Genomic DNA, 25,679 nt, shown 5'->3' with positions numbered 1-25,679 from the left:
CCCCTCGACCGCACATCGGTTTCTCGCAGAGCCCGGCCCGCCGGATGGCGGGGGCAGCCGATGTGATTCCCGCCACAGGCCGGGTACCGTGACCGGCGGCGCCGGGAGGAGGCTGGATCCACCCCCGTTCACCGAAGGAGCACCCCCATGACCGAGCAGACCGCCGACCAGATCTTCCCCGAGACCCCCGTCCGACCGCCGTTCGATCCCGAGCTCGTGCCGGTCCTCGAGGCGGTACGCCAGGCCCTCCCGACCTTCACCGCGGAGAACCTCGACGCGGTGCGGCAGCAGACCGCCGAGGGCTTCCCCGGCATGGACCCGGTCGACCTGACCGTCGGCGGCGCGGTCCAGGTCGAGGAGCGGCAGGTTCCCGGCCCCGAGGGCGCTCCGGACATCACCCTGCTGATCCTGAGGCCCACCGCCGAGGGCGCCCCGCGCCCGGCGGTCTACCACACCCACGGCGGCGGGATGGTGGTCGGCGACCGAAGCTTCGGCGTGGAGACCTTCCTGCCGCAGGTGGCCGAGGGCAACGCCGTGGTGGTCTCCGTCGAGTACCGCCTCGCACCCGAGCACCCGGACCCGGCTCCCGTGGAGGACTGCTACGCCGGCCTCGTCTGGACGGCGAAGAACGCCGCGGAGCTCGGCATCGACCCCGAGCGCATCATCATCGCGGGCGCCAGCGCCGGTGGGGGTCTCGCCGCCGGTACGGCCCTGCTCGCCAGGGACCGGGCCTTCCCGCGGCTGAGCCACCAGATCCTCATCTGCCCGATGCTCGACGACCGCTTCGAGACCCACAGCAGCCGCATGCTCGACGAGGAGGGGGTCTGGGACCGCAACTCCAACCTGTTCGGCTGGACGGCGCTGCTCGGCGAGCGCCGCGGCGGCCCGGACGTCTCGCCGTACGCCGCGCCGGCACGTGCCGAGGACCTCACCGGCCTTCCGCGGACCTACATCGACACCGGCTCGGCGGAGTCGTTCCGCGACGAGACGCTGACCTACGCGCGCCGGCTGTCCGAGGCCGGTGTCAGCGTCGACCTCCACATGTGGGGCGGCGGATTCCACGGGTTCGACCTGATGGCCGCTCACACGGCGCTCTCCCGCGCCTCGGTCGCGGCGCGTGAGGAGTTCATCCGCAGAGCGCTCGAGGCCTGATCCCCTGGCCCGCTCGCGTCCCGTGGGCGATAGTGGCGGGGGGAGGTTCCAGGTGCGAGATCTGATCGGCAAGCTCGAGGTGGTCGATGACGACACGGCCAGTGCGCTGCGCGTCATCGACCACTTCGACCGGCTCGTAGACGAGCGGACGTCGACCGCCGCGGTCGTGCGCGCCGCGGCGGCGCTGGCCGGCTCCCCCGCGGGACTCCACGACGCTGCGCGGGGCCTGGTCAAGCGGTTCGCGGCCGACGGCCGCGCGCTGGCCGGTGAGGCTGAGGGCGGCTGGCGCCACGAGCCGATCCCCGGGCAGCCCGGCTCCTGGCTCTGGCTCGAGCGCACCGGGGGCGACGGCCCGCTCGACGCGCTCATCCTCGAGCGTGCCGCCCGCGCCCTGCAGGCGCTCAGCACGGGCTCGTCCGATCCCTCGACGAGCGGGCTGGTCAGGATCGCGTGCGACCCCGACGCGACCGACACCGACCGACGCGACGCGGTCGCCCGGCTCGGCCTGAGCGGCCCCGTGACGGTCGTGCTGAGCACCTCGGCCCACCTGCGGGCGACGCTGATCAGCACCGTCGGCGCCGTGGTGGTCGCGCTGCTTCCCGGCACGCCCACCATCCCGGAGGGCGTCCGCGCGGGGGCCGCCGTCGCCCCCGACCCGCTGCAGCTGCCGGCCGCGCTGGAGCAGGCACGTACGGCCCTCCGGCTGGCCGCCGACGTCGGCGGTCTCGCGCCCGCGATGGTCCGCTACGACGACCTCGGGGCACTTGCCGCCATCGCCGAGCGGATCAGCGCCGACGAGGCCGCGGGCGTGGATGACGTACGACGTCTGGATGAGCTGCTCGCCGGGCATCCGTGGGTCGTGGACACCCTCCACGCGGTGCTCGACCAGCCGAGTCTGAGGCAGTCGGCCGCGATGCTCCATGTGCACCATTCGACGCTGCAGGAGCGGCTGACCTGGCTGAGTGGACAGCTCGGCTACGCGCCCACCAAGGGGCGTGGACGGCAGCGCGCGGCGGTCACGCTGCTGCTGTGGCGTGTGGCCCACGGCACCGAACAGCAGATCGTGGGCGATCCGCACTAGGCGGGTCTTGGTCCGGGCACCTAGATTATGTCCCCATGACCGGGGAGCCGACCGAGACCGAGGTCCAGGATGCGCTGCGTGCGCTCCGAGGAGAGGACGACACCCTTAACGAGCGGTCGGTGCAGACCGCTCTCGACCTCCATCGGCTGCGCGATGCGCTGACCCGGTTCGGCGACGACGAGCCATCCAGCGACACCAAACCGGCGCGGGACAGGTTCCGACTCTGAGTCGAAATCGGCCAATGGGTGGGACGCCGAGTTACGTAGGGGATTTCAAGAGGGTTACCGTTGCTGATCGTGACCGAATCTCTAACAGTGCGTGACAACCGCACCGGGGTGGAGTACGACATCCCGATCACCGACGGCACCATCCGCGCCGCCGACCTGGGGAAGATCAAGGCCGCTGACCCGGCCACCCAGGAAGAAGGTCCTGGCCTGGCCGTCTATGACCCCGGCTTCGTCAACACCGCTTCCTGCCGATCTTCCGTCACCTATATCGACGGTGACAAGGGCGTGCTCGAGTATCGGGGCTACCCCATCGAACAGCTCGCCGAGAAGTCGAGCTTCTTGGAGGTCTCCTATCTCCTGGTCCACGGCGCACTGCCGACCAAGGAGGAGTACGACGCGTGGGTGCACGAGATCACCTTCCACACGTTCGTGCACGAGAACATCAAGGAGTTCATGCAGGGCTTCCGCTATGACGCCCACCCGATGGGCATGCTCATGGCGTCGGTCGGTGCGATGTCGACGTTCTACCCGGACGCCGCGAACATCTCCGACCCCGACAACCGTCGCCTGCAGATCATCCGGCTGATCGCCAAGATGCCGACGCTGGGCGCGTGGGCGTTCCGGCACGCGCAGGGCAAGCCGTACGTCTACCCGGACAACGACCTGTCCTACACCGGCAACTTCCTCTCCATGCTCTTCAAGATGAGCGAGAGCAAGTACGCCTCGGACGACCGCATCGAGAAGGCGCTCGACACGCTCTTCATCCTGCACGCCGACCACGAGCAGAACGCCTCGGCCAACGCCGTCCGCAGCGTGGGCTCGACCCAGGTCGACCCCTACTCCTCGGTGGCTGCCGGCGTCGGCGCCCTCTTCGGCCCGCTCCACGGCGGCGCCAACGAGGCCGTGCTCCGGATGCTGCGCCGCATCGGCAAGGTGGAGAACATCCCCGCCTTCATCGAGGGCGTCAAGGCCGGCAACGAGCGGCTGATGGGCTTCGGCCACCGGGTCTACAAGAACTACGACCCGCGCGCGACGATCATCAAGCAGCAGGCGCTCAACGTCTTCGAGGTCACGGGCACCAACCCGCTGCTCAACATCGCGATGGAGCTGGAGAAGATCGCGCTGGAGGACGAGTACTTCGTCAAGCGCAAGCTCTACCCGAACGTCGACTTCTACTCCGGCCTGATCTACGAGGCCCTGGAGTTCCCGCCGGAGATGTTCACCGTGCTGTTCGCCATCGGGCGTACGCCGGGCTGGCTCTCCCAGTGGCTGGAGCTCGTCCAGGACAAGGAGCAGAAGATCGCCCGTCCGAAGCAGATCTACACCGGCGAGCGCGGACTCACCTTCGTCCCGCGCGACGTTCGTTGGGCGTGAGCGCTTAGCCAGGCTCGAGTCGGCGCAAACCGCCCGGAGCGAAGCGAGGACGGATTTGCGCCGACTCGAGACGAGCAGCGCGAGGAGAGACATGACTAACGTTGACGGGGTTGTCTGGGATTTCGGGAACGTCCTGATCCGCTGGGACCCGCTCCCGGCGATCGCGGCCGGAGTCGGGGACGCCGATGCCCGCAGGTTCATGGAGTCCTTCGACTTCGGGTCGTGGAACCACGTCCAGGACGCCGGCCGCACCTGGGCCCAGGCGCTCACTGTGCTCGAGGAGGCGGCGCCCGAGTGGCTCGCGGCCGGAGCGGCGTACGTCGACAACTTCCCGCTCTCCTTGCTCGGCCCGGTCCCCGGCACCCATGAGATGGTCCGCGAGCTCGCCGCGGCCGGGGTCCCCCAGCTCGGACTGACCAACTGGTCGGCCGAGCTCTATCCGCATGCCCCGGCGACGTACGACGTGATCGAGCTGCTCGGCGACGTCGTCGTCTCCGGCGAGGTGCGCCTGGCCAAGCCCGACCCGGCGATCTACCGGCTCGTCGCCGAGCGCGCCGGGAAGCCCTTGGACCGGCTGGTGTTCATCGACGACAGCGTCGCCAACGTGGCCGCCGCCGCGGCGCTGGGCATGCACGCGATCCAGTTCACCGGGGCCGAGAGGCTCCGCAAGGACCTGGTCGCGCTCGGCCTCCCGCTCTAGGGGGCCTGGTCGGGCGCGCGCTCCAGACGGCGTACGCCCGCGAAGGAGAACGACAGCAGGGCACTGCCGGAGATCACCGCGGCGACCACGAGCAGCCAGGTGTCGAAGCCCACCGCGACAGCGACCGGGCCGACGAGCGCGAGCCCCACGGGGCGGGCGACGAACGAGCCGACGATGTCGAAGGAGTAGACCCGGGAGAGCTTCTCCTCGGGGATCTCCTGCTGGATCGCGATCTGCCAGAAGATGTCGAAGACCTGCAGACCGAACCCGTGCAGGAACGCGCCCAGGAGGATCGGCCAGAGCGTGTCGGAGACCGCCATCGAGATCGGGAAGAGACCGGTCATCGCGAGGAAGAACACGCCCACCGAGAGCAGCCGGCGCGGGCGGAACCTCAGGCAGAACAGGCCGCCGACGAAGAAGCCCGCCATCAGGGCGGCGAGCGCGAAGCCCCACGACGCCCGGCCGATGCCCTCGCCGACCACGATCGGGCCGAGCACGCTGTGCGCCCCCGACCAGAACAGGTGGTAGAGCAGCGCCTGCAGGATGAGGAACCACAGCCACGAGTGCCGCATCACCTCGCGGAAGCCCTCGGCCAGGTCGCCGAGCATCGACGCCTTGTGGGGCGGGCGCTCATGGGGCACCCGCATGCCGGCGTACGCGACGGCCGCGACGGCGAAGGTGAGCGCGTCGACCGTGATCGCCCAGCCGGGACCGACGGCCGCGACGAGCACCCCGCCGAGGGCGTAGCCGATGGTCGAGGCGGTGGTCTGCAGCAGCGACCGGAGAGAGACGGCGGCGCCGAGATCCTCCGCGGGCACGACGACCTTGGTCATCGCCATCGCGGAGGGCTGGTTGAGCGCGGCGACGATGCCCGCGAGCCCGCCCATCACCGCGATCGACGGGATCGTCGCGATCCCGAGGATCACCGTCGCAGCCAGCGCACCGGTCACCACGGCGCTGATCGCCGCCGTGCCCTCCATCATGAGCTTGCGCGAGACCCGGTCGCCGAGCACTCCCCCGGCCAGCGTGGTCACCACCTGGCAGGTCGCGAAGACAGCCTCCACGATGCCGAGCTGGGTGACGGTCCCGCCGAGGTCGAGCACCGCGAACGCCAGCGCGATCGGCGTGATCGCGTTGCCCAGCGACGAAGCCGCCGTCCCGGTCACGAGCCGGCGGAAGTTGCGGTGCCTCAACGGCGACCGACGCTGGGTCGGTGTCGGGCTCGGCGGTTCGGTCGTGGCTGTCATGATCCCAAAATACTTCGCCGACGAATTATTCGTCAACGAATTATCAGCGAGCGAAGGGTAAGGTCGAGCCATGTCCGACCCGAGACCCTCCGACACGTTCGACGGCGACCTCAACGAAGACGCTGCAGACCGTCACGTCGCCCGCTGGCGTGACCACTGGATCGACATCGACTTCGACGACGAGATCGAGGCGATCACCGTACGCATCGGCCGCATCTCGAAGTTCTTCAACGACGCTCGTGCCGACGCGGCGAGCGCGGTCGGGCTCGCCGACTTCGAGTACATGACACTGCACGAGCTGATGATCCGTGACACCCCCGGACACGCCTCCCCCACGACGCTCGCGAAGGATCTGGGGATCAGCCCGGCCGGGATGACGGGCCGGCTCGACAGCATGGAGAAGGCCGGGTGGGTGCGGCGTACGGCCTCGGTGGAGGACCGTCGCAAGATCAGCGTCGAGGCGACCAAGGCCGGCATCGAGATCTGGCGACGGGCGATGGACCTGCGGGGCGAGGCCGAGACCAGACTGCTGGAGACGCTGAGCCCGGAGCGGCGTACGGAGCTGGCGGCTCTGCTCAAGCAGGTGACCCTGCGGATCGAGGCCGAGTAGGGCTGCGCGGATCTGCGTACGCCGCGGTCGCCGGTGAGCGGATCCGCTCACGCCCCACCAGGACCAGCCTGGAGGCATGACCACCACACCTGAGACCAGACCCTTCCGCTTCGGCGTCGTCGCAGCTCAGGCGCCCACGGGTGCCGCCTGGAGCGACCTCGCCCGCCGCGTCGAGAGCGCGGGCTACGACACGCTCGTCATGCCGGACAACGTGTCCTTCGGCCACGCCGTCTTCCCCGCTCTGGCGGCGGCCGCGGCGGTGACCACGAGGCTCCACGTGGGGACGTACGTCCTGGCCAACGACTTCCGCCACCCCGTCCAGGTCGCCAAGGAGTCGGCCACGCTCGCCGTGCTCTCGGGCGGCCGCTTCGAGCTGGGCCTCGGCGCCGGGCGCCCCGACTCGGCTCGGGAGAACGCGATGCTGGGGCTGGGCTTCGACCGGCCAGGCGTACGCGTCGACCGCCTCGTGGAGTCGATCGGCATCATCAAGAGGCTCCTGGCCGGTGAGACCGTCACCGTCGACGGACCCCACCACCGGGCTGTCGAGGCCTCGGTGCTCCCCTACGGGACCGCACCCCAGCAGGTGCCGATCCTCATCGCCGGCGGCGGTCCGCGGATGCTGCGGATCGCAGGCGAACATGCCGACATCGCCGCTCTCGGGGTCCCCTTCGACGCCGGGGAGTCAGCCGTGCGCGCGGCCGTCGATCACGTACGCTCCGCCGACCGCCCCGACGGCGGCACCGCCGAGCTCAACATGAACCTGATGGCCGTGGGCGACGCCGTTCCGCGCTATCTGGCAGGACGGCTCGACCCCGCCGCGCTCGCCGCGCAGGGCGCGGTCGGCGTCGTCAGCGGCTCTGCTGAGGAGATGGCCGACCAGCTCCGCGAGCGCCGGGAACGGCTGGGCGTTTCCTATGTCCTGGTCGGCGACGAGCTGATGGAGGCTTTCGCCCCGGTCGTCGGTCTTCTCGCCGGATCCTGAGGCATCTCTTCGAGACCGCATAGCCCAGTCTCAGCAGGTTCACAGCGACGCTGAGCACACTGAATGACATGACCGAACCCACTCCTCAGCAGCAGCCCGGTGGGACCCCGCCGCAGTGGGCACCCCCGGGTGCCGACGCAACCGCGACGCCTCCGCCCCCCGCCGCTCCGACCACCCCGCCTCCCGGGGTGGCTCCGACCGCAGTCCTGTCGACGGCCCCGGCGGCCCTCGCCACGACCCCCAAGCCGAAGGCGCGCCGGGCCACGCTCGCCGCCACGGCACTCGTCGGCGCCCTCGTGCTCGGCGGCGGTGCCGGCTTCGGTGGCGCGGCACTGTTCTACTCGACCCAGGAGGACGGTGCCCGGAACGGCGGCAGCTCGGCGACCGGCTCCCAGGTCGTCGACAGCGACGCACCTGAGGGCACCGCCGAGAAGGTCGCGGCCAAGGTGCTGCCCTCGGTGGTCAAGATCGAGGTCGCCGCCCAGGGCGGCAGCGGGTCGGGTTCGGGGATCATCCTCTCCTCCGACGGGCTGATCCTCACCAACAACCACGTCGTCGACCTCTCCTCCGAGAGCACCCAGGAGACCAACCCCGGCTTCCCCGGCTCGCCCGACCAGGACCAGGGGCAAGAGCAGCAGCAGGGCTCCTCGATCACCGTCGACTTCAGCGACGGCACCTCGGCCGCGGCCAAGGTGGTCGGCACCGACCCGCTCACCGACACCGCGGTGATCCAGGCCGAGAACGTCTCCGGCCTCACCCCGGCGACGATCGGCAAGTCCAGCAACCTCGTGGTCGGGCAGGACGTTGTCGCGATCGGGTCCCCGTACGGCCTGGACTCGACCGTCACCACCGGCATCGTCAGCGCCCTGGACCGCCCGGTCAACGTCGGTTCGGACTCCTCCGGCAACGCGACCGTCTACCCGGCGATCCAGACCGACGCCGCCATCAACCCTGGCAACTCCGGTGGGGCGCTGGTCGACATGAACGGCAACGTCGTCGGCATCAACGCCTCGATCAGGTCCAACTCCTCCTCCAGCGAGGAGGCCGGCTCCATCGGCCTCGGTTTCGCGATCCCGATCGACGAGGTGCTCCCGATCATCGACCAGCTCAAGGCTGGCGACGAGGCCACCCACGCCCGGATGGGGATCTCGGTGGGCGACAGCTCCGCCGCCCAGTCCGGCGAGAACACCGTCACCGGTGCCGTCGTGCAGGAGGTCACCGCGGGCAGTGCCGCCGAGAAGGCCGGGCTGAAGAAGGGTGACACGATCACCAAGGTCGACGACCACCAGATCAACGGCTCCGACTCGCTGGTCGCCACGGTCCGCTCCTATCGCCCCGGCGACGAGGTCGAGGTGACCTGGTCTCGCGACGGCAAGGAGCAGAGCGCCAAGATCACCCTGGACTCCGACGCCACCTGATCTCCCCGCAGGACGCTGGGCCCCTGCGGGACTCAGGGTCGCGGGGTGCCAACAACCGAGCGCCTCATACCCGACACCGATCGGGTATGAGGCGCTCGTCGCCGTTGCGACTCAGGAGACCTGCTTCTGGATGCTGCACAGCCACTCGACCGGCTCGAAGCCCATGGCCTCGTTGACCTGGATCATGTGGGTGTTGACCTCGGCGTTGTACGTCGCCAGGGTCGGCACCTCCGGCCGCTCGGACTGGAGCAGCCTCAGGTTGGCGACCTTGACCGCCAGGCCGAGCCGGTGGCCCCGGTGAGCCCCTTCGACCAGGGTGCCCCATTGATAGCTGTTGCCGTCCAGGCTCGAGTAGCCGATCACCGTGTACGCCACCACCCGGCCGTCGGCGTCCAGCGCGACCGAGTGGTAGAGGGTCCGCTTCTGGGCCGCGACCAGCTCCTCGGACTCGCGCACCTTCGCCACGTCGGGCTCGAGCGCCTCGATGTCCAGGTCGCCGGTCGGCGCCTCGGTCTCCAGGCTGGCGTCGAGCACCGCCCAGCTCTCCACGATGTCGTCGGGCACCGGGCCGACCCAGGAGCGCAGCGTGTAGTCACCGTGCTTCTCGGCGGCCTCCGCCGCCAGCCGGTCGAGGACGTGGTCCGGCACCGGGAGCCGCAGCAGGCGGCGTACCTCGACCAGGGCGGGCGCATAGCCCCGGGCGATCCCGAAGTCCCGCCCCGGCGATCCCTCGCCGCCGGAACCGAGCGGCCAGGGCCACCAGACCTCGCCCGTGAACGACGTACGCCCCTGGGCGCGGGCCTCCGCCTCGACGTGGTCGAGCAGAGCGGTGCCGTGTCCCTGCCTGCGGTGGTCCGGTAGCACCGCCACCACCAAGGTCGCCCGGTGGAGGTTGTCGAGCAGCGGCATGGCCATCCAGGCGGCGGCGACCGCCTCCCCGCCGACACGCCCGAGGTAGGCACGACGGTCGGTCTTCTCGGTCCTCTGCTGCAGCTCGACGCGCTGCTCCTCACGCGCCCACAGGTCCGCGTCGGGGCCGCGTACGTCGAGCCACGACGCGGTCATCACGTCGTACCACGCGTCGAAGGCGTCGTCGTCGAACGGGTCGACGCGCTCGATCACCAGCTCACTCATCGGGACCTCTCCACTCTCGTCTCGTCCCAGACCGGCTCCGGGGACTCATAGACATCACCGTTGGCGCCGTAGACCAGGAAGCGGTCGAAGCCACGGGCGAACCAGCGGTCGTGCGTGACCGCGACAACGGTGCCCTCGAACGACTCCAGCCCGGCTTCGAGGGCCTCGGCGGACTGGACGTCGAGGTTGTCGGTCGGCTCGTCGAGCAGCAGCAGGGTGGCGCCGCTGAGCTCGAGCAGAAGGATCTGGAAACGCGCCTGCTGCCCGCCCGAGAGCGAGTCGAAGGTCTGCTCCGCGGCGTGCGCGAGCTCGTAGCGGTCGAGCACCCGCGAGGCGGCCTCGCGGCCCATACCCGCACGCCCCCGCCCGTCCGGCGTGGCCTCGCCGCGGTGCAGGATGTCGAGCAACGTACGTCCCACCAGCTCCGGATGGGCATGGGTCTGCACGAACCAGCCCGGCCGCACGCGGGCGCCGAGCTTGGCCTTCCCACGGTGGCGGACGGGCTCGATGGGGGTGTCCTCGACCGGGCGGTGCTCCACGTCCGGGTCGGTGCCGCCGCGGGCGAGCAGCCGCAGAAAGTGGGACTTACCCGAGCCGTTGGAGCCGAGCACGGCAACCCGCTCGCCGTACCAGACCTCCAGGTCGAACGGGCTCATCAGCCCGGTGAGCTCGAGCGCCTCGCAGACCACCGCCCGCTTACCGGTGCGCCCGCCGCGCAGCCGCATCTGCACCGCCTGCTCCCGTGGCTGCTCGACGGGCGGCCCGGCCTCCTCGAACTTCCGGAGCCGGGTCTGGGCCGCCTTGTACTGGCTGGACATCCCGTCGTTGTACTCCGACTTGACCTTCAGCCGCAGGACCAGCGCCTTGATCTTGGCGTGCTCCTCGTCCCAGCGACGGCGCTGCTCCTCGAACCGCAGGAACCGGTCCTTGCGGGCCTCGTGGTACGAGGCGAACCCACCAGGATGCGTCCACGTGCTGTTGCCGGCGCCGGACGCGCCGAGCTCGACCGTGACCACCCTGGTCGCGGTGTTGTCCAGCAGCTCACGGTCGTGACTGACGTAGAGGATCGTCTTCGGGGACTCCCGGATGCGCTGCTCCAGCCAGATCTTGCCGGGCACGTCGAGGAAGTTGTCCGGCTCGTCGAGCAGCAGCACCTCGTCGGGACCGCGCAGCAGATACTCGAGCACCAGCCGCTTCTGCTCGCCGCCGGACAGGGTGTCCAGGGAGCGGTAGCGGGCGCGGTCGTAGGGCACCCCGAGCCCGGCCATGGTGCACACGTCCCAGACGACCTCGATGTCGTAGCCGCCGGCGTCGGCGTACTCGGCCAGCGCGGTCGCGTAGCGCATCTGCAGCCGCTCGTCCTCCGACGACATCAGCTCCAGCTCGCACGCCTCCACCGCGGCCGCCGCCTCGCGCACCCGCGCAGGCGCCACCGAGAGCAGCAGCTCACCGACGGTCGAGGAGCCCTTGCCGACCATCTGCCGCATCACCCCGAGGCCACCCGAGCGCACGACGGATCCCGTCGTCGGGGTCAGCTCACCGGTGACGATCCGCAGCAGCGTCGTCTTCCCCGCGCCGTTGGCGCCGACCAGCGCGACCTTCGCGCCCTCACCCACCCGGAAGGAGACGTCGTCGAGCAGCACTCGTCCGTCAGGCAGCTGGAAACTCACTCCAGCAACGTCCACATGTCCCACAGCCGTCCAGTCTGGCACCCGTGTCGAATGGTTATTCCGTATCGGCCCCGCAGACGTTCTTGGGTCGGGCGGTCCCATCAGTAGAACGTGACGCTCGACACATTTTGGCGATTAACGATATGACTGACGCCATGCCTCCGCTCGACAGCCAGATCGCTGACCTGCTCACCCTCTTCGCGAAGGGCCAGCCCCTGGAGTCCTTCGATCCGCCGACGGCACGAGCGCTCTACCGTGCGTTGAGCGAGGGCATCCCGCTTCCACCGGTCGGATCGGTGGAGAGCGGGGTGATCCCAGGGCCGGCGGGCGACCTGGACGTACGCATCTACCGGCCCACCACGCAGGGGCCGCTGCCCACGATCGTGATGTTCCACGGTGGCGGATGGGTCGTCGGCGATCTCGACACCCACGAGGACCAGGCCCGCAACCTCGCCACCATCTGCGACGCCGTGGTCGTCGCCGTGGACTACCGGCTCGCCCCGGAGCACCCGTTCCCCGCCGCCTACGACGACGCGGTCGCCGCCGCTCGCTGGGTCAGCGACAACGCCGCGACGCTCGGTGGTGACGGCCGGGTCGCGGTCGCCGGCGACAGCGCCGGCGGCAACCTGTCGGCCGTGGTCGCCCAGGCCTTCCGCGACGAAGGACGCGAGCTCGCGGGCCAGCTGCTGATCTACCCGGGGATCGACATGACCAGCGGCTACCCGTCGTACGCGGAGAACGGCCACGGCTACTTCCTCGAGCTTCCGACGATGAAGTGGTTCTCGGACAACTACGTGGGCGACGCCGATCGCGCCGACCCCCGGCTGAGCCCGATCAAGGGCAACCTGGAGGGCCTCGCCCCGGCGGTCGTGGTGACCGCTGAGTTCGACCCGCTGCGCGACGAGGGCATCGCGTACGCCAAGGCGCTGGAGAGCTCGGGCGTCCCGACGACGTACCGCCACTGCGACGGTCTCATCCACGGCTTCTTCGCCATGGGCCATCTTTCGCAGGCCGCACAGCTGGCGATCGAGGAGACGTGTGCGCTGTTCAGGACCGTGCTCCACGGGTGAGCCAAGACACACGGTCAAACCAGGGGTATTCCTGATGACCGTCGATTGACGATGGTCCAGACTGGCCGCATGCCGATTGCTGCCCAGGTACGTTCCTTTGGACGGGCGATGACGCGACCGCTGACGGAGCGTGTCCGCAAGTTTGCCCTGCAGTTCGCGATGCGGGGCAAGGAGTCGCCGATTCCCGACATCACCACGCTGCGCAAGATCCCCGAGCACCTGACCTTCCCGCTGCGCCGTGACGGCGTCGACCCGGTGCCGCTGCTCGCCGAGAGCCGCGAGCAGGCGCCGGTCACCAAGCTCGGCTCGGTGCTCGGCCTCGACATCGTGCTGGTCACCGGGCACGCCGAGTCCAAGCACGTCCTGGCCGACAAGAACGCCTACTCCAACGACATGCGCCACCTGCTCGGCACCCGCAAGCGCACCGACGCCGAGGGCATCGGTGGACTGGGCATGACCGACCCGCCCGACCACACCAAGCTCCGCGGGCTGCTGACCCCGGAGTTCACCATGCGCCGCCTCGGCCGCCTCAACGAGATGATCGACCGGATCGTCACCGACGCCCTCGACGGCATGGAGGCCCACGGCCCCGAGGTCGACCTGGTCCACCACTTCGGCTTCGAGATCCCGTTCCGGGTGATCTGCGAGCTGCTGGGCATGCCCGAGGACGTACGCGACGAGTTCCACAAGCTCGGCATGGCCCGTTTCGACCTCTCCGAGGGTGGCGCCGGAGCCTTCGGTGCCGCCACCGAGACCAGGACGTTCCTCATCGAGCAGGTCCGCCAGCAGCGCGCCAACCCCGGCGACGGCATGATCGGCGAGATCATCCGCAACAAGGGCGCGGAGTACGACGACGTCGAGCTCGGCGGTCTCGCCGACGGCGTCTTCCTCGGCGGCTACGAGACCTCCGCCTCGATGCTCTCCATGGGCGCCTACGTCCTGATGCAGAACCGGGAGGCGTACGAGATCCTGCGCTCCGGCGACAGGGCCGAGGTCGACAAGGTCGTCGAGGAGCTGCTCCGCTACCTCTGCCCGGTGCAGCTCGCCTTCCCGCGGTTCGCCCGCGAGGACCACGACCTCTTCGGCCTGCCGGTCAAGAAGGGCGCCGTCGTCCTGGTCAGCCTCACCGGCGCCAACCGCGACCCCGCGGTGATGCCGAAGCCGGAGCAGTTCGACCTCCGCAACGCCGAGACCATGCACTTCGCCTTCGGCCACGGCATGCACCGCTGCGTCGGCGCCGAGCTGGCCCGCATGGAGCTCCGCGCCGCCCTCACCGGCCTCGCCCGCCGCTTCCCCGACCTGGCCATGGCCACCGACGACCCCGGCGACCTCGGCTGGCGCGACCTCTCGGTCGTCTACAGCCTCGACCGCCTCCCGGTCCGACTGGCCAAGGACCCGGTCCCGGCATAGGAGTACCTGGCGGGGTCGTGTGCCATCACGTCATGGCAATACCGGCGCCGACCGCCGGGGCAGCGGCGAGGAGGGTCCAGGCGAGCGGCGGGTAGGCGCCGAATGCCAGGTAGGCGAGCACGATCACGCACAGCGTGGCCAGACCGCTTACACCGGGCAGCCCTGCCAGCCTTGTCAGCACGAGGCCGCTGCCAACCCCAACCGTCACGAACGCGAAGATGGCCCACCACAGGGACTCAATTCCGTCCCAGCCGTGGACGTCAAGCGTCCAGATCCACAACGGCAACCACCCGGCAGCCGTCGCCAAGAGCACGGCGCCGATCCAGGCGGCGTACGAACGGAGGACGGTGCCATACCAGGTGGGGTCCGGTTTGCTCACCAATCGAGCCTGGCCGAACAGTGCGGAACGCACATCCGCACGGATACTCAAGTGCGGCGACTCGAAGTCGCTTCATCTGACCTGTGTGCCTCGCCCGGCACAGCAACCCGTGCGGGCGAACGAAAATTCGTTCACCCCAGGCAACGCCCCGTCCGACCGTCGCTGAGGCACTCGGCGATGCGCGGCTTCGGTTGCCGGCGAGCTGGCAGAGGATCCGGTCCCGCCCGATCTCTCAGCCGTTCCAGCGCTGAGGCGCCGGCTCCTCACTGATCGCCACGGCGATCCAGGGCGCCAGGACGTACGCCGGGATTGCCAGCAGCGGCAGGCTCGTCATCGGGGTCGCGATGATCACGAACGCGGCCCCGGTGCAGAACCGTCCCAGCCCGGCGCGCGTGCTCAAGAACGCTCCGACCACCGGCCCGATCAACCCCACGACGACCATCACCGGCACGCTCACCAGCCGCGACATCTCGATGCCGGAGCTCGTCACGGCAACGTACACAGGCAGCACCGTCACCAGGCTCACCAGCGCGGCGACTCCCCAGGCCTTGTAGGAGCGGGCCAGGCGCTGACGGTTCGTCAGCACGGGAGTCGTCATCGCACGGTTGGTCATGGGCGGAGTCTCGCAGCGCACCAGGCGCGACCGGCCGCGAGGCGCGCGAGACGGCGGAAACCGGCATCTGGACCGTTCAGGCGCGGCGGGTCTCCAGGACGCGGAAACCCTTGGCCCTGCCGGTCCGCCCGCCTACGACGATTGCGCCTCACTATGGCGGAGGGTCCGAGTTTGTGAACGATTCACGAACTCGGACCCTCTGTCATAGTCGCCGAGCAGGCGATCCTGTGCCGATCAGTCCGGGCAGGCCCAGCAGTTGGCCCTGACAAGCTCGCCGGGTGTGCCTGGCTCCATCTCCATGAAGATCTCGGCTGCGTTGGATCCGTCGTCGCGAGCCATGTCCCCGGATAGCCGGAAACCAGCCCTGTCGTCTGGGAAGAGAAACACGTCCCAGATCACGCCACCCCGCGCGATCAAACCGGCGAGCAAGGTGACTACCGCCCAGAGCGCAACGGCACCGGTGAGCACCTGGCCCTCGACGTAGGCCCGCCCGCTCGGTACCGGATCCTGCTATCGCCTCGTCCACGCTCACGCACGGAGCCTGACGCATGAGTCCACGTTCCGCAGGTGATGTCACCGAACTGTCGGCTCCCGTGCCGTGGCAAGCCTCAGGCGCGGCGGGTCTCCAGGACGCGGAACCCCTTGGCGCTGCCGATGCGGGTGGTGGGGAAGCCCTGCTCGGTGATCCAGCGCTGCAGCGAGTCGCCGCCGAGGTTCTTGCCGACGACCATGACCGCTCGGCCGTCTGGGGCGAGACGCGGGAGCCAGGTGAGGAGCAGCTCGTGGAGGGCCGGCTTGCCGATCCGGATCGGCGGGTTGCTCCAGATCTCGTCGTACGTCACCTCGGGGTCGATCTCGGCCGGCACCGCGGCGCGATACCGGTCGCCCAGACCCAGCTTCGCCGAATTCTCGTTGGCCAGCAGGACCGCGCGCTCGTTGACGTCGACGCCGGTGACGTACGCCTCCGGCACCGCGAGTCCCAGAGCGAGCCCGATCATGCCGTAGCCGCAGCCGAGGTCGAGGACCCGCGCGCCGGGCTTCAGCGACGGCGGCTCGGTCTCCTTGAACAGCACCGAGGTGCCGATGTCGAGGCGTCCCTTGGCGAAGACGCCCGACCCGGAGACCAACGACAGGTCCATGTCCCACACGGTCGTCGAGACGGGGATCCGCTCGAAGGGCACCGTCGGGTCGGCGGAGAAGTAGTGCTCGTCGTCAGTCCCGGTCAAGCTCGCTCGCCTCTCTGCGGTTCATGGTGCGTTCGTGCTGGGCAGCCAGCAGCTCGTCGGGCGGGTAGGCGACCTCTTCGAGGGTCAGGCCGTTGGCCGGCGCGATCGGGATCGACGAGGACCGTGAACGCGAGGCAAGCGACTCCTTGGCCCAGCTGACGTCCTTGCGCCCCTCCCCGATCACCATCAGGCACCCGACCAGCGAGCGCACCATGGAGTGGCAGAAGGCGTCGGCGAGCACCGTCGCCTCGATGATCCCGTCGGGGCGCCGCTCCCAGCTGAGCTGGCGCAGATCGCGGATCGTGGTCGCGCCCTCGCGCGGCTTGCAGAAGCTGGCGAAGTCGTTGAGCCCGATGAGGTCGGCGGAGGCGACGTTCATCAGCGACAGGTCGAGCGGCCGGGTCCGGTAGAGCACATGCCCGCGCTGCAGCGGGTCGACGTACGCCGGGTCGTCCACGATCCGGTAGACGTAGCGTCGCCACAGCGCCGAGAACCGGGCGTTGAAGCCCACCGGCGCCTCGACGGCGGCACGTACGCGGAGGTCGGCCGGGAGGATCCCGTTCAGCCGGCGCACCAGCGAGTCCAGCGGCGACTGCTCCGACCGTCCCCGCGAGGACTCGAGCACGTCGGCGTCGATGTCGAAGTGGGCGACCTGTCCGCGGGCGTGCACACCCGAGTCCGTACGCCCGGCGACCGTCACCCACACCTGGGACCTCTCCCCCGTCGCCGGCACCCGCAGCGCGGTCGCCAGCGCGTTCTGGAGCTCTCCCTGGACCGTACGCAGCCCCGGCTGGGTCGCCCAGCCGTGGAACATGGTGCCGTCGTAGGCGAGGTCGATCCTGATGCGCACGGGCCCATTCTCGCAGCGACCACGTCGTTTGCCAGACTCGGCGCATGCGCTATGTGATCTTCGGAGCCGGGGCTGTCGGTGGGGTGACCGGCGGGCTGCTGCACCGTGCAGGTGTCGACGTCACTCTCGTGGCCCGCGGCGAGCACCTCCGGGTGATCCGCGAGCAGGGTCTCACGCTCGACACTCCCGACGGCGTGCTCACCCTCGACGTACCCGCCGTCGAGGACGCGAGCCAGGTCGCCTGGACCGAGGACACCGTCGTCCTCCTCAGCGTCAAGGGCCAGCAGACCGAGGCTGCGCTCGAGGACCTGGCGGCGTACGCGCCGCCCGGCACGCCGGTCGTGGCGATGCAGAACGGCGTCGCGAACGAGCCGCGGATCCTGCGCCGCTTCGCCCGGACGTACGCCATCCATGTGATCCTCCCCGCCACCTTCCTGACCCCCGGCGCGGTCGTCCAGGACTCCGGCAACACGCCCGGCATCCTCGACATCGGCCGCTACCCCACCGGCATCGACGACACCGCCACCGAGATCGCGAACGACCTGGTCAAGGCTGGGTTCCTGAGCGAGCCGCGCGCCGACATCATGGCCTGGAAGCACCGCAAGCTCCTCAACAACCTCGGCAACGGCATCAACGCCGCGATCGCCCCCGGCCCCAGCGACGAGGAGATCTACGCCCGCTGCCTGGCCGAGGCGGAAGCCGCCCTCGCTGCCGCCGGCATCGACGTCGTGACCGCCGACCAGGACCGTACGCGGCGAGCCGGCCACATCACCGGCCGCGGCCGTGCCAACAACAGCTCGACCTGGCAGAGCCTCACCCGCGGGACCGGCGTCGAGATCGACTACCTCTCCGGCGAGATCGTGCTGCTCGGTCGCCTCCACGGCGTCCCGACCCCGGTCAACGAGGCCATCCAGCGCGCGGTCCACGACATCGCCCGTACCGGCGCCGAGCCCGGCAGCCTCGACGGCGCCGCCTTCCTCGCCGGCCTCTGACAGCCGACCGCTGAAACCCGTCTCCGAAAGGGGTGGCAGGCACACAGCGGGTCCGGCAGGCTGCCTGCCATGAGCCACGCCGCGCCGCCTCCCCCGCCGCCCCCGACGCCGCTGCCCCCGACCCACGTCTCGGGCTCCGTTCCCCGTTCGATCATGGGCACCACCATCGTCGTCATCGTGGCGGTGCTGATCCTTCAGGTCACGATCGCGATGGTCGGGTTCGTCCTGACGTACCTGCTCGGCGGCACGGCGGCCAGCATGGGCATCGTCACCATCGTGACCATCGTGCTCAACGCGCTGTTGTACGCCGTGGTGGCGGGCGGCGCGGCGTACATCGCTCGCACCCCGACTGCCCGGCTCCTCGGCATCGTGCTGCCGATGCTGTCCTGGCTGCTGAGCACCCTGCTCTGGTACGGCCTCGTCCAGCTCTTCCAGTTCTACAACCCGGTCGTCGCCGCCATCCTCGGGCCGCTGATTCTGTTGCTGGTCCTGGCCGGCTGGGGATGTGCCGCCTGGACCGGCCGGCGCTGGTTGATCGGACTGCCGATCACCTATCTCCTGCTCATCGTCGTGCAGGTGCCGATATCTCTCGTGCTGATGCCGGCGATGTCCTTCGACAACTTCGCCACGGTGCAGCTGTACTCCGCGCTCTCCACCGTCGCGACGACGGTGGCCATCGTGGGCGGCGGGATCGTCTGCTGGCTGCTGGCCCGATCCGAGCAGACCGCCGGGAAATGACAGTGGCCCGTCACCCTCGCGGGTGACGGGCCACAGTTCAGAACCAGATCAGGCCTTGGCCTCGTCCTCGGTGGTCTCCGCAGCGGGAGCCTCCTCGGCGGCGGCCTCGGTGGTCTCGTCGGCAGCGGTCTCCTCGACCGGCGCCTCCTCGACCTTCTCCTCGACGGGGGCCGCAACCGGAGCCGCGGCAGCCGGAGCAGCCTTGGTCTTCGGCTCGTAGGCCTCGTTGACGAGCTCGATCACAGCCATCGGAGCGTTGTCGCCCTTGCGGGGACCGATCTTGGTGATCCGGGTGTAGCCACCCGGACGCTCCGCGAACTGCTCGGCGATCTCGGTGAAGAGGGTGTGCACGACGGACTTGTCGCGGATGGTCTTGAGGACCTCGCGACGGTTGTGCAGGTCACCCTTCTTGGCCTTGGTGATCAGCTTCTCCGCGACGGGGCGGAGGTGCCGAGCCTTGGCCTCGGTGGTGGTGATGCGGCCGTTCTCGAACAGCGCGGTGGCGAGGTTCGAGAGGATCAGCTTCTGGTGCGCGGGCGAACCGCCGAAACGGGCACCCTTCTTCGGGGTAGGCATCGTGCCTGCTCCTTCTCTCCGGCCGTATCAGGTACCGGGGTAGACGCCCCTCACGGGGCGGTTTTGGTGGAAACTCAGTACTGCTCGTCCTCGACGAACGCGTCGTCGTCATCGTCGCCGTAGGCGGCGAGGGCGGCGGACGGGTCGAAGCCCGGAGCGCTGTCCTTGAGGGACAGGCCCATCTCGTGCAGCTTCAGCTTGACCTCGTCGATCGACTTGGCGCCGAAGTTGCGGATGTCGAGCAGGTCCTGCTCCGAGCGCGAGATGAGCTCACCCACGGTGTGGATGCCCTCACGCTTGAGGCAGTTGTAGGAACGAACGGTCAGCTGCAGGTCCTCGACCGGGAGGGCGAGGTCGGCGGCGAGCTGCTCGTCGACCGGCGACGGGCCGATGTCGATGCCCTCGGCGTCGACGTTCAGCTCGCGGGCCAGACCGAAGAGCTCGACCAGGGTCTTACCGGCCGAGGCGATCGCGTCGCGGGGAGCGATGGACGGCTTGGTCTCGACGTCGATGACGAGCTTGTCGAAGTCCGTGCGCTGCTCGACACGGGTGGCCTCGACCTTGTAGCTGACCTTGAGGACCGGCGAGTAGATCGAGTCGACCGGGATGCGGCCGATCTCGTTCTCGGCGCCCTTGTTCTGGACGGCGGAGACGTAGCCACGGCCACGCTCGACGACGAGCTCGAGCTCGATCTTGCCCTTGTCGGACAGCGTCGCGATCTTCAGGTCGGGGTTGTGCACCTCGACACCGGCCGGCGGCGCGATGTCGGCGGCGGTGACGTCACCGGCACCGGACTTGCGCAGGTACATGGTGACGGGCTCGTCGTGCTCCGAGGAGACGACCAGACCCTTGAGGTTGAGGATGATCTCGGTGACATCTTCCTTGACGCCCTCGATGGTCGAGAACTCGTGGAGGACGCCGTCGATCTTGATCGAGGTGACCGAAGCACCGGGGATCGAGGAGAGCAGGGTGCGGCGAAGAGAGTTGCCCAGCGTGTAACCGAAGCCCGGCTCGAGGGGCTCGATCACGAAGCGGGAGCGGAACTCCTCGACGGACTCTTCCGACAGGGTGGGGCGCTGTGCGATAAGCACTGATTTGTCCTTTCCGGGCCGACCGCTATTTGACGGACCCGAACTTCAAGGGGTGATGACGGAAGGCTGTGGGGGCGGCAAGGCCCCGGCGTACGTCTTCTGTGAAGTTTGAACGCCGGGGACTCACCGTGGTTACTGCGTGGGGCTGATCAGAGCTTCGAGTAGTACTCGACGATCAGCTGCTCCTGGACCGGGACGTCGATCTGAGCCCGGACGGGGAGCTGGTGAACCAGGATGCGCATCCGGCTCGGGACAGCCTCGAGCCAGGCCGGGACGACGCGCTCGCCGTGGGTCTCGCGAGCCACGATGAACGGGGTCATCTCCAGCGACTTCTCGCGAACGTCGATGACGTCGTGAGCCGAGACCTGGAACGAAGGCACGTTGACCTTCTTGCCGTTGACCAGGAAGTGGCCGTGAACGACCAGCTGGCGGGCCTGGCGGCGGGTGCGGGCGAAGCCGGCACGGTAGACGACGTTGTCCAGGCGGCCCTCGAGCAGCTGGAGCAGGTTGTCACCGGTCTTGCCACCGCGACGGTGGGCCTCGGCGTAGTAGGAAGCGAACTGCTTCTCCATCACGCCGTAGGTGAAGCGAGCCTTCTGCTTCTCACGAAGCTGGAGGAGGTACTCGCTCTCCTTGATGCGGCCGCGGCCGTGCTGGCCGGGAGGGTAGGGGCGCTTCTCGAACGCCGCGTCGTTGCCGACAAGGTCGACACCGAGACGGCGCGACTTGCGGGTCATGGGTCCGGTGTAACGGGCCATTACTCTTCAGTCTCCTTCTATGTCTCGGTGGGGATCAAACGCGGCGGCGCTTGGGCGGACGGCAACCGTTGTGCGGGGCCGGCGTGACGTCCTGGATGGTGCCGACCTCGAGGCCGATCGCACCCAGGGAACGGATCGCGGTCTCGCGGCCCGAGCCCGGGCCCTTCACGAAGACGTCGATCTTCTTCATGCCGTGGTCCATCGCACGGCGACCAGCGGCCTCGGCGGCCATCTGAGCGGCGAACGGGGTGGACTTACGCGAACCCTTGAAACCGACGGTGCCGGCCGAGGCCCACGAGATCACCGCACCGGTCGGGTCGGTGATCGTGACGATCGTGTTGTTGAACGTGCTCTTGATGTGGGCCTCGCCCTGAGCGACGTTCTTCTTCTCCTTGCGACGAACCTTCGTCGCACCCTGTCGGGTCTTCGGAGGCATGCATTAACTCCTGTGTTGGCTGGTCTGTGAGATCGAGGCGAAAGCCGGATCAACGCGCAGGGCGCGTCGGATCACTTGGCCTTCTTCTTGCCGGCGACGGTGCGCTTCGGGCCCTTGCGGGTGCGCGCGTTGGTCTTGGTGCGCTGACCGCGGACCGGAAGGCCCTGACGGTGGCGGCGACCCTGGTAGCTGCCGATCTCGATCTTGCGGCGGATGTCAGCCTGGACCTCACGACGGAGGTCACCCTCGGTCTGGATGCCCTGGGCTTCGATCTCGTCACGGAGCTTGACCAGCTCGTCCTCGGCCAGAGCGTGCACCCGGGTGTTCGGGTTGACGCCGGTGGCCTCGAGGAGCTTCTGCGAGGTGGTACGGCCGATGCCGTAGATGTAGGTGAGAGCGATCTCCACGCGCTTGTCGCGCGGAAGGTCAACACCTTGGAGGCGTGCCATTGTGTTCCTTACGTTTCGACAGAGGTGTCGGTCGGGTCGCGCCCCGGGGTGGCACCCTCGGGCTCCGGCCTCTGCTCCGGAGGTGACTTCGGACTCCAGAAATCTGGTTCAACGTCCTAGCGACTCGATGCGAATATTCAGTTGTTGCTGCGAGCTGGGCTCAGCCCGGCCGCCTTCGGCGGCACGACTTCGTCGCTCGGCGCAAACAGACGAGCAAGCTCGCTGTTTGACCTCGCTCCTCAGCCTTGGCGCTGCTTGTGGCGCGGGTTCTCGCAGATCACCATGACGCGGCCGTGGCGACGGATCACCTTGCACTTGTCACAGATCTTCTTCACGCTCGGGTTGACCTTCATGTCAGCCCTTTCTTGATCGTCGGCTGGTTACTTGTACCGGTAGACGATCCGACCGCGCGTCAGGTCGTAGGGAGACAGCTCCACCACCACGCGGTCCTCAGGAAGGATCCGGATGTAGTGCTGTCGCATCTTGCCGCTGATGTGGGCGAGAACCTTGTGTCCGTTGCTCAGCTCCACACGGAACATGGCGTTGGGGAGGGCCTCCACTACGGTGCCCTCGATCTCGATCACGCCTTCTTTCTTCGGCATGCCCTCTGCAATCTGTTGGTCGGTCATCTACCGTTCAAACCACGGATCGGATGACCCGCGGGCGGTCCGGGAACCTCTCCGAAAACTCGGAGTGGACCTCGTGAAGCCATCTGCATGTCTCACCCGCGAGCGCACAGAAGCGCGCTGACCGGGCAGCCGCGAGGCACGACGAGACAGACCCACGTTGGACCGACTACCAAGCCTAGACCCCTAGAACAGCAATGCCCTAATCGTCAAGCCCGGGTGGCCGCGTCCGCCTGAGCGACCTCCGCGACGTACGCGAGCGCCGCCTCCGGGTCGCCGAGGAACGGTCCGAGGTCCTCGGGGTGCGGGAAGAGCCGGGTGAACCGGTCCGCCACCGCCTGGTGCTGCGTGGCCGCGCCGAGCACCTGCTGCACGTGGTCGGGAAGCGGGTTGAGCAGCGCGTCGGTCAGACCGGTCGAATGCTGGGCACGGGTCTCCCAGAAGGTCTCGAAGGTCGCCTGCATCCACTCGGGGTCGAACGGCCGGTCGCCGCGTTCCAGGATCGCCTGGGTGTAGATCCCGGCGCAGTGCGCGGCGTTGTTGGAGCCCTGCCCCGCGATCGGGTCGTTGACCACGACGACGTCACCCATGCCGAAGACGAAGGTGCCGTCCGCGACCTCGGCGTACGGCTTGCGGATCGTGCCGGTGAAGGCGCCCGAGAGCGAGGCGCGGGCGTCGGTGGGCTCGCAGTCGCGCATCAGCTCGCCCTCCCACGGCATGTGCTCGAGCATCACGTGCTGCAGCCGGCGCAGGTGCTCGTCGGGGCGGGGGCGGTCCCAGAAGCAGTCGAAGGGACCGTCGGGGATCGCCTCGACGAACGCGACCCGGCTCGGCCCGAACTGGGTCAGGGCGCTGATCACGAACAGCTCCCCCACCCCGGGCGCGACGTTGATGCGCATGCTCCCGGCCGGGAAGTCGTCGGGCTCGACCATGCCGTGGAGGTAGATCGCCGAGAGCGCGCGGCCGGGGGTGTCGTACTTGGACCGGACCGGGTCGCGGTCGAAGAGCTCGACGATCTCGCCCTTGCCGGCCGCGATCAGGGTCAGCTCGTACATCGACGCGAGGCCGGCCAGGTCGGAGGTCATCACCGGGTGGTAGATGATCCGGCCACCCCGGTCCTCGAACAGCTCCAGCCACGAGGACATCTTCAGGCGCTGGTCGACGGACATGGCGTACGGCTCCCAGGGCCCGTCGAACTTGAGCGCGCGGACCCCCGGCTCCGGGCTGACCGAGATGCCGACCGCTGGGATGCGGGGCGCCTCGTCCTCCCACAGGTTGAGGTCATAGACGCGCTCGTACTGCAGCGCAGGGTCGAACATGACCTGCGTCGACATCGGCCAGCCGTCGCGCAGCTCATCGGGCGTACGCGCGGACATGACCGTCACCTCGTAGCCCTCGGCCTGGAGGCTGAGAGCGAGCTGCATGCCCGCCTGTCCGGCGCCGACGATCAGGATCTTGCGCAATGAAACTCCTTCGGAGTGGGTACGCCTCCGGGCTCAGGCGCGTGTGGGGGTGGTTTTCATCGTGTGCGACAGGCAGGCGACCAACGTCTTGGCCGTCGACCTGCGGTCGCGGGCGTCCACGGTCACCAGTGGCGTCCGCTCATCGAGGCAGAGCGCGTCGCGCACCTTCTCCAGGGAGTGGGTCAGCTTCCCGTCGAACAGGTTGACCGCCACGATGAACGGGACGTCGCTGTCGTTCTCGAAGTAGTTGACCGCGGGGAAGGACGCGTCGAGCTGGCGGGTGTCGACGAGTACGACGGCACCGCTGGCACCGCGGCACAGGTCGTCCCACATCGGCCAGAACCGAGGCTGGCCGGGGGTGCCGAACAGGTAGAGCAGCAGGTCGGGGGCGAGGGTGACCCGGCCGAAGTCCATCGCGACCGTGGTGGTCGTCTTGGCGCTCGCGTCCGAGAGCGGGTCCACCGACTCACCGGCCTGCGTCATCCACGCCTCGGTGTTGACCGGCGGGATCTCTGAGACCGAGGCGACCAGGGTCGACTTCCCGACGCCGAACCCTCCCGCGATCACGAGCTTTGCAGAGGTGACGGTCAGTGCCGGGCGGTCAGCCGAGCTCGGAAAGGCCATCGATAACTCTCTTCAACAGACGGTGGTCGAACGGGGAGTCGTACGCCCCCTCATTGATCTGCAGGTGCTCGGTCGAGGCAAGGTCCTCGAGCAGCACGCGCGTCACCCCGAGCGAGATCCCGCAGTGTGCGGACAGCTCCGCGACCGACTGTGGCCCGAGGCGTACGCGGGCGTAGAGCCGGCGCGACTCGGGCGTCAGCTTGGCGGCCGCGCGCGCGTCGAAGTGCGCCGCCGAGACCAGCGTGTGCACGTACAGCTGGTGGTTGGTCTTGGTGCGGCCTCCCGTCAGTACGTAAGGACGCACCCACGGGTTGGAGCTCACGCGCGCTCTCCCGCCATCGAGCTGACCGTCATCTGGCGCAGCTCGTCGCGCATCTGGGGAGTGAGTACGTGGCCGACGGCGTCGACCATCTGGGCCATCTTGTGGGCGACGACGCCCAGGTTCGCACCGGCGCCGACGAGGACGGCGAAGCCCGCGAGGTCACCGATGCCCATGAAGAGGAAGTGACCGGTGTGGAACTTCAGCATCACCTGGTCACAGCCGGGTTCGCCCACCTCGCGCGCGATGTTGTTGCCGAGGCTGATCACTCCGGCCGTCATCGCGGCGAGCGGGTCGGCGACGTTGGCGGACATGCCACCGGCACCGATCAGCGGGAGTCCGTCGGAGGAGACGATGAGCGCATGGGTCACACCGGGGGTGGAGCTGGCGAAGTTGTCGATCAGCCAGCTGAATTCCTTGGGGTCGCGGGGGACGACCGGGCTTTCCATTACGAAAGGGTTCCT

30 protein-coding genes are annotated in these 25,679 nt (G+C 69.0%); 12 read left to right on the top strand and 18 right to left on the bottom strand.

Annotation, left to right across the window (positions count from 1 at the left end; genetic code table 11):
- Nucleotides 1–147 precede the first annotated feature (147 nt).
- The 5 genes from ACW14X_RS19460 to ACW14X_RS19440 all read left to right on the top strand — a co-directional run bounded on the left by ACW14X_RS19460 (nucleotide 148) and on the right by ACW14X_RS19440 (nucleotide 4,534).
- Complete coding sequence (locus ACW14X_RS19460; RefSeq protein ID WP_160027090.1) at nucleotides 148–1,152, top strand: alpha/beta hydrolase; 1,005 nt, start codon at nucleotides 148–150, stop codon at nucleotides 1,150–1,152.
- Nucleotides 1,153–1,204: 52 nt separating this feature from the next.
- Complete coding sequence (locus ACW14X_RS19455) at nucleotides 1,205–2,233, top strand: helix-turn-helix domain-containing protein (protein ID WP_160027088.1); 1,029 nt, start codon at nucleotides 1,205–1,207, stop codon at nucleotides 2,231–2,233.
- A gap of 35 nt (nucleotides 2,234–2,268) precedes the next feature.
- Nucleotides 2,269–2,460: a hypothetical protein gene (locus tag ACW14X_RS19450; protein ID WP_160027086.1), complete on the top strand. Its 192-nt coding sequence runs from the start codon at nucleotides 2,269–2,271 to the stop codon at nucleotides 2,458–2,460.
- Nucleotides 2,461–2,529: 69 nt separating this feature from the next.
- Nucleotides 2,530–3,834, top strand: a complete 1,305-nt coding sequence (locus ACW14X_RS19445) for a citrate synthase (protein ID WP_160027084.1) — start codon at nucleotides 2,530–2,532, stop codon at nucleotides 3,832–3,834.
- A gap of 91 nt (nucleotides 3,835–3,925) precedes the next feature.
- Complete coding sequence (locus ACW14X_RS19440) at nucleotides 3,926–4,534, top strand: HAD-IA family hydrolase (RefSeq protein ID WP_457162999.1); 609 nt, start codon at nucleotides 3,926–3,928, stop codon at nucleotides 4,532–4,534.
- Here ACW14X_RS19440 and ACW14X_RS19435 read toward each other — a convergent pair.
- Nucleotides 4,531–5,781: an MFS transporter gene (locus ACW14X_RS19435; RefSeq protein WP_457162998.1), complete on the bottom strand. Its 1,251-nt coding sequence runs from the start codon at nucleotides 5,779–5,781 to the stop codon at nucleotides 4,531–4,533. The two genes, ACW14X_RS19440 and ACW14X_RS19435, sit on opposite strands and share 4 nt — an antisense overlap.
- Nucleotides 5,782–5,851: 70 nt before the next feature.
- On the opposite strand from ACW14X_RS19435, the gene ACW14X_RS19430 reads away from it, so the two are divergent.
- The 3 genes from ACW14X_RS19430 (at nucleotide 5,852) to ACW14X_RS19420 (ending at nucleotide 8,791) form a co-directional block, all read left to right on the top strand.
- Nucleotides 5,852–6,391: a MarR family winged helix-turn-helix transcriptional regulator gene (locus ACW14X_RS19430; protein WP_160027069.1), complete on the top strand. Its 540-nt coding sequence runs from the start codon at nucleotides 5,852–5,854 to the stop codon at nucleotides 6,389–6,391.
- Nucleotides 6,392–6,467: 76 nt separating this feature from the next.
- Nucleotides 6,468–7,373, top strand: coding sequence for a TIGR03621 family F420-dependent LLM class oxidoreductase (locus ACW14X_RS19425; RefSeq protein WP_457162997.1), 906 nt, complete (start codon nucleotides 6,468–6,470; stop codon nucleotides 7,371–7,373).
- A gap of 68 nt (nucleotides 7,374–7,441) precedes the next feature.
- Nucleotides 7,442–8,791, top strand: coding sequence for a S1C family serine protease (locus ACW14X_RS19420; RefSeq protein WP_457162996.1), 1,350 nt, complete (start codon nucleotides 7,442–7,444; stop codon nucleotides 8,789–8,791).
- 111 nt (nucleotides 8,792–8,902) lie between these two features.
- On the opposite strand, the gene ACW14X_RS19415 is transcribed toward ACW14X_RS19420, so the two are convergent.
- Together ACW14X_RS19415 and ACW14X_RS19410 are read right to left on the bottom strand one after the other, a co-directional pair.
- Complete coding sequence (locus tag ACW14X_RS19415; RefSeq protein ID WP_457162995.1) at nucleotides 8,903–9,925, bottom strand: GNAT family N-acetyltransferase; 1,023 nt, start codon at nucleotides 9,923–9,925, stop codon at nucleotides 8,903–8,905.
- Nucleotides 9,922–11,619: an ABC-F family ATP-binding cassette domain-containing protein gene (locus tag ACW14X_RS19410; RefSeq protein WP_350840784.1), complete on the bottom strand. Its 1,698-nt coding sequence runs from the start codon at nucleotides 11,617–11,619 to the stop codon at nucleotides 9,922–9,924. Before ACW14X_RS19410 ends, ACW14X_RS19415 begins: the two co-directional genes overlap by 4 nt.
- Nucleotides 11,620–11,750: 131 nt before the next feature.
- On the opposite strand from ACW14X_RS19410, the gene ACW14X_RS19405 reads away from it, so the two are divergent.
- Entirely contained in the window at nucleotides 11,751–12,665 is a 915-nt protein-coding gene (locus tag ACW14X_RS19405; protein WP_457162994.1) for an alpha/beta hydrolase, read from the top strand.
- Nucleotides 12,666–12,734: 69 nt separating this feature from the next.
- Nucleotides 12,735–14,075 carry a cytochrome P450 gene (locus ACW14X_RS19400; protein WP_457162993.1) on the top strand — a complete coding sequence of 447 codons (1,341 nt, stop codon included), beginning with the start codon at nucleotides 12,735–12,737 and terminating at the stop codon, nucleotides 14,073–14,075.
- A 25-nt stretch (nucleotides 14,076–14,100) separates the two neighbouring features.
- Here the strand turns inward: ACW14X_RS19400 and ACW14X_RS19395 are convergent, their stop codons facing one another.
- The 4 genes from ACW14X_RS19395 to truA form a co-directional block, all read right to left on the bottom strand.
- A complete protein-coding gene (locus tag ACW14X_RS19395) occupies nucleotides 14,101–14,454 on the bottom strand; it encodes a hypothetical protein (RefSeq protein ID WP_457162992.1) in 354 nt (117 codons plus the stop codon).
- Nucleotides 14,455–14,686: 232 nt separating this feature from the next.
- On the bottom strand, nucleotides 14,687–15,067 hold the full coding sequence (locus ACW14X_RS19390; RefSeq protein WP_457162991.1) for a hypothetical protein: 381 nt from the start codon (nucleotides 15,065–15,067) through the stop codon (nucleotides 14,687–14,689).
- A 608-nt stretch (nucleotides 15,068–15,675) separates the two neighbouring features.
- Nucleotides 15,676–16,293, bottom strand: a complete 618-nt coding sequence (locus tag ACW14X_RS19385; protein ID WP_457162990.1) for a class I SAM-dependent methyltransferase — start codon at nucleotides 16,291–16,293, stop codon at nucleotides 15,676–15,678.
- Complete coding sequence (truA, locus tag ACW14X_RS19380; protein ID WP_457162989.1) at nucleotides 16,280–17,143, bottom strand: tRNA pseudouridine(38-40) synthase TruA; 864 nt, start codon at nucleotides 17,141–17,143, stop codon at nucleotides 16,280–16,282. Before truA ends, ACW14X_RS19385 begins: the two co-directional genes overlap by 14 nt.
- Before the next feature lie 44 nt (nucleotides 17,144–17,187).
- Between truA and ACW14X_RS19375 the strand changes: the two genes are divergently transcribed.
- Both ACW14X_RS19375 and ACW14X_RS19370 read left to right on the top strand, forming a co-directional pair.
- Nucleotides 17,188–18,135: a ketopantoate reductase family protein gene (locus ACW14X_RS19375; protein WP_457162988.1), complete on the top strand. Its 948-nt coding sequence runs from the start codon at nucleotides 17,188–17,190 to the stop codon at nucleotides 18,133–18,135.
- A 69-nt stretch (nucleotides 18,136–18,204) separates the two neighbouring features.
- Nucleotides 18,205–18,873, top strand: coding sequence for a hypothetical protein (locus tag ACW14X_RS19370; protein ID WP_457162987.1), 669 nt, complete (start codon nucleotides 18,205–18,207; stop codon nucleotides 18,871–18,873).
- A gap of 48 nt (nucleotides 18,874–18,921) precedes the next feature.
- Here ACW14X_RS19370 and rplQ read toward each other — a convergent pair whose 3' ends face one another.
- From rplQ to ACW14X_RS19315, 11 genes are all read right to left on the bottom strand, one after another.
- Complete coding sequence (gene rplQ / locus ACW14X_RS19365) at nucleotides 18,922–19,449, bottom strand: 50S ribosomal protein L17 (protein ID WP_160027046.1); 528 nt, start codon at nucleotides 19,447–19,449, stop codon at nucleotides 18,922–18,924.
- A gap of 74 nt (nucleotides 19,450–19,523) precedes the next feature.
- On the bottom strand, nucleotides 19,524–20,540 hold the full coding sequence (locus ACW14X_RS19360; protein ID WP_008361061.1) for a DNA-directed RNA polymerase subunit alpha: 1,017 nt from the start codon (nucleotides 20,538–20,540) through the stop codon (nucleotides 19,524–19,526).
- 149 nt (nucleotides 20,541–20,689) lie between these two features.
- The gene (gene rpsD / locus ACW14X_RS19355; protein WP_160027044.1) at nucleotides 20,690–21,298 is read right to left on the bottom strand and encodes a 30S ribosomal protein S4; all 609 of its coding nucleotides are present in this window, start codon (nucleotides 21,296–21,298) and stop codon (nucleotides 20,690–20,692) included.
- Between the two features lie 34 nt (nucleotides 21,299–21,332).
- Nucleotides 21,333–21,734: a 30S ribosomal protein S11 gene (gene rpsK / locus ACW14X_RS19350; RefSeq protein WP_091052417.1), complete on the bottom strand. Its 402-nt coding sequence runs from the start codon at nucleotides 21,732–21,734 to the stop codon at nucleotides 21,333–21,335.
- 71 nt (nucleotides 21,735–21,805) lie between these two features.
- Complete coding sequence (gene rpsM, locus ACW14X_RS19345) at nucleotides 21,806–22,183, bottom strand: 30S ribosomal protein S13 (RefSeq protein WP_008361056.1); 378 nt, start codon at nucleotides 22,181–22,183, stop codon at nucleotides 21,806–21,808.
- Nucleotides 22,184–22,422: 239 nt separating this feature from the next.
- The gene (gene rpmJ, locus ACW14X_RS19340; protein ID WP_008361054.1) at nucleotides 22,423–22,536 is read right to left on the bottom strand and encodes a 50S ribosomal protein L36; all 114 of its coding nucleotides are present in this window, start codon (nucleotides 22,534–22,536) and stop codon (nucleotides 22,423–22,425) included.
- Between the two features lie 27 nt (nucleotides 22,537–22,563).
- Nucleotides 22,564–22,785: a translation initiation factor IF-1 gene (gene infA / locus ACW14X_RS19335; protein WP_011757309.1), complete on the bottom strand. Its 222-nt coding sequence runs from the start codon at nucleotides 22,783–22,785 to the stop codon at nucleotides 22,564–22,566.
- A gap of 233 nt (nucleotides 22,786–23,018) precedes the next feature.
- Nucleotides 23,019–24,272 (bottom strand): styrene monooxygenase/indole monooxygenase family protein, encoded by a 1,254-nt coding sequence (locus ACW14X_RS19330; protein ID WP_160027035.1) that lies wholly within the window; start codon nucleotides 24,270–24,272, stop codon nucleotides 23,019–23,021.
- A 33-nt stretch (nucleotides 24,273–24,305) separates the two neighbouring features.
- Nucleotides 24,306–24,896: a GTP-binding protein gene (locus ACW14X_RS19325; RefSeq protein ID WP_160027033.1), complete on the bottom strand. Its 591-nt coding sequence runs from the start codon at nucleotides 24,894–24,896 to the stop codon at nucleotides 24,306–24,308.
- On the bottom strand, nucleotides 24,874–25,218 hold the full coding sequence (locus tag ACW14X_RS19320) for a DUF742 domain-containing protein (protein WP_457162986.1): 345 nt from the start codon (nucleotides 25,216–25,218) through the stop codon (nucleotides 24,874–24,876). The genes ACW14X_RS19325 and ACW14X_RS19320 overlap by 23 nt, the downstream gene beginning before the upstream one ends.
- Nucleotides 25,215–25,664, bottom strand: a complete 450-nt coding sequence (locus ACW14X_RS19315; RefSeq protein WP_091052410.1) for a roadblock/LC7 domain-containing protein — start codon at nucleotides 25,662–25,664, stop codon at nucleotides 25,215–25,217. Before ACW14X_RS19315 ends, ACW14X_RS19320 begins: the two co-directional genes overlap by 4 nt.
- Nucleotides 25,665–25,679: the final 15 nt, after the last annotated feature.

The sequence above is a fragment of the Nocardioides sp. YJ-D4 genome (genome assembly GCF_054031495.1).
Note: the sequence above shows the minus strand (reverse complement) of the source record. Positions and strands in the feature narration are given on the sequence as shown.

Excerpts from the sequence above, each read along its gene's own strand:
- ACW14X_RS19315 (WP_091052410.1), bottom strand. The coding sequence starts at position 25,664 with ATGGAAAGCCCGGTCGTCCCCCGCGACCCCAAGGAATTCAGCTGGCTG.
- ACW14X_RS19375 (WP_457162988.1), top strand. The coding sequence starts at position 17,188 with ATGCGCTATGTGATCTTCGGAGCCGGGGCTGTCGGTGGGGTGACCGGC.
- ACW14X_RS19420 (WP_457162996.1), top strand. The coding sequence starts at position 7,442 with ATGACCGAACCCACTCCTCAGCAGCAGCCCGGTGGGACCCCGCCGCAG.
- ACW14X_RS19430 (WP_160027069.1), top strand. The coding sequence starts at position 5,852 with ATGTCCGACCCGAGACCCTCCGACACGTTCGACGGCGACCTCAACGAA.
- ACW14X_RS19425 (WP_457162997.1), top strand. The coding sequence starts at position 6,468 with ATGACCACCACACCTGAGACCAGACCCTTCCGCTTCGGCGTCGTCGCA.
- ACW14X_RS19415 (WP_457162995.1), bottom strand. The coding sequence starts at position 9,925 with ATGAGTGAGCTGGTGATCGAGCGCGTCGACCCGTTCGACGACGACGCC.
- ACW14X_RS19405 (WP_457162994.1), top strand. The coding sequence starts at position 11,751 with ATGCCTCCGCTCGACAGCCAGATCGCTGACCTGCTCACCCTCTTCGCG.
- ACW14X_RS19440 (WP_457162999.1), top strand. The coding sequence starts at position 3,926 with ATGACTAACGTTGACGGGGTTGTCTGGGATTTCGGGAACGTCCTGATC.
- infA (WP_011757309.1), bottom strand. The coding sequence starts at position 22,785 with ATGCCGAAGAAAGAAGGCGTGATCGAGATCGAGGGCACCGTAGTGGAG.
- rpmJ (WP_008361054.1), bottom strand. The coding sequence starts at position 22,536 with ATGAAGGTCAACCCGAGCGTGAAGAAGATCTGTGACAAGTGCAAGGTG.
- ACW14X_RS19400 (WP_457162993.1), top strand. The coding sequence starts at position 12,735 with ATGCCGATTGCTGCCCAGGTACGTTCCTTTGGACGGGCGATGACGCGA.
- rpsM (WP_008361056.1), bottom strand. The coding sequence starts at position 22,183 with ATGGCACGCCTCCAAGGTGTTGACCTTCCGCGCGACAAGCGCGTGGAG.
- ACW14X_RS19325 (WP_160027033.1), bottom strand. The coding sequence starts at position 24,896 with ATGGCCTTTCCGAGCTCGGCTGACCGCCCGGCACTGACCGTCACCTCT.
- rpsK (WP_091052417.1), bottom strand. The coding sequence starts at position 21,734 with ATGCCTCCGAAGACCCGACAGGGTGCGACGAAGGTTCGTCGCAAGGAG.
- ACW14X_RS19370 (WP_457162987.1), top strand. The coding sequence starts at position 18,205 with ATGAGCCACGCCGCGCCGCCTCCCCCGCCGCCCCCGACGCCGCTGCCC.
- ACW14X_RS19450 (WP_160027086.1), top strand. The coding sequence starts at position 2,269 with ATGACCGGGGAGCCGACCGAGACCGAGGTCCAGGATGCGCTGCGTGCG.
- ACW14X_RS19435 (WP_457162998.1), bottom strand. The coding sequence starts at position 5,781 with ATGACAGCCACGACCGAACCGCCGAGCCCGACACCGACCCAGCGTCGG.
- ACW14X_RS19460 (WP_160027090.1), top strand. The coding sequence starts at position 148 with ATGACCGAGCAGACCGCCGACCAGATCTTCCCCGAGACCCCCGTCCGA.
- rplQ (WP_160027046.1), bottom strand. The coding sequence starts at position 19,449 with ATGCCTACCCCGAAGAAGGGTGCCCGTTTCGGCGGTTCGCCCGCGCAC.
- ACW14X_RS19390 (WP_457162991.1), bottom strand. The coding sequence starts at position 15,067 with ATGACCAACCGTGCGATGACGACTCCCGTGCTGACGAACCGTCAGCGC.
- rpsD (WP_160027044.1), bottom strand. The coding sequence starts at position 21,298 with ATGGCCCGTTACACCGGACCCATGACCCGCAAGTCGCGCCGTCTCGGT.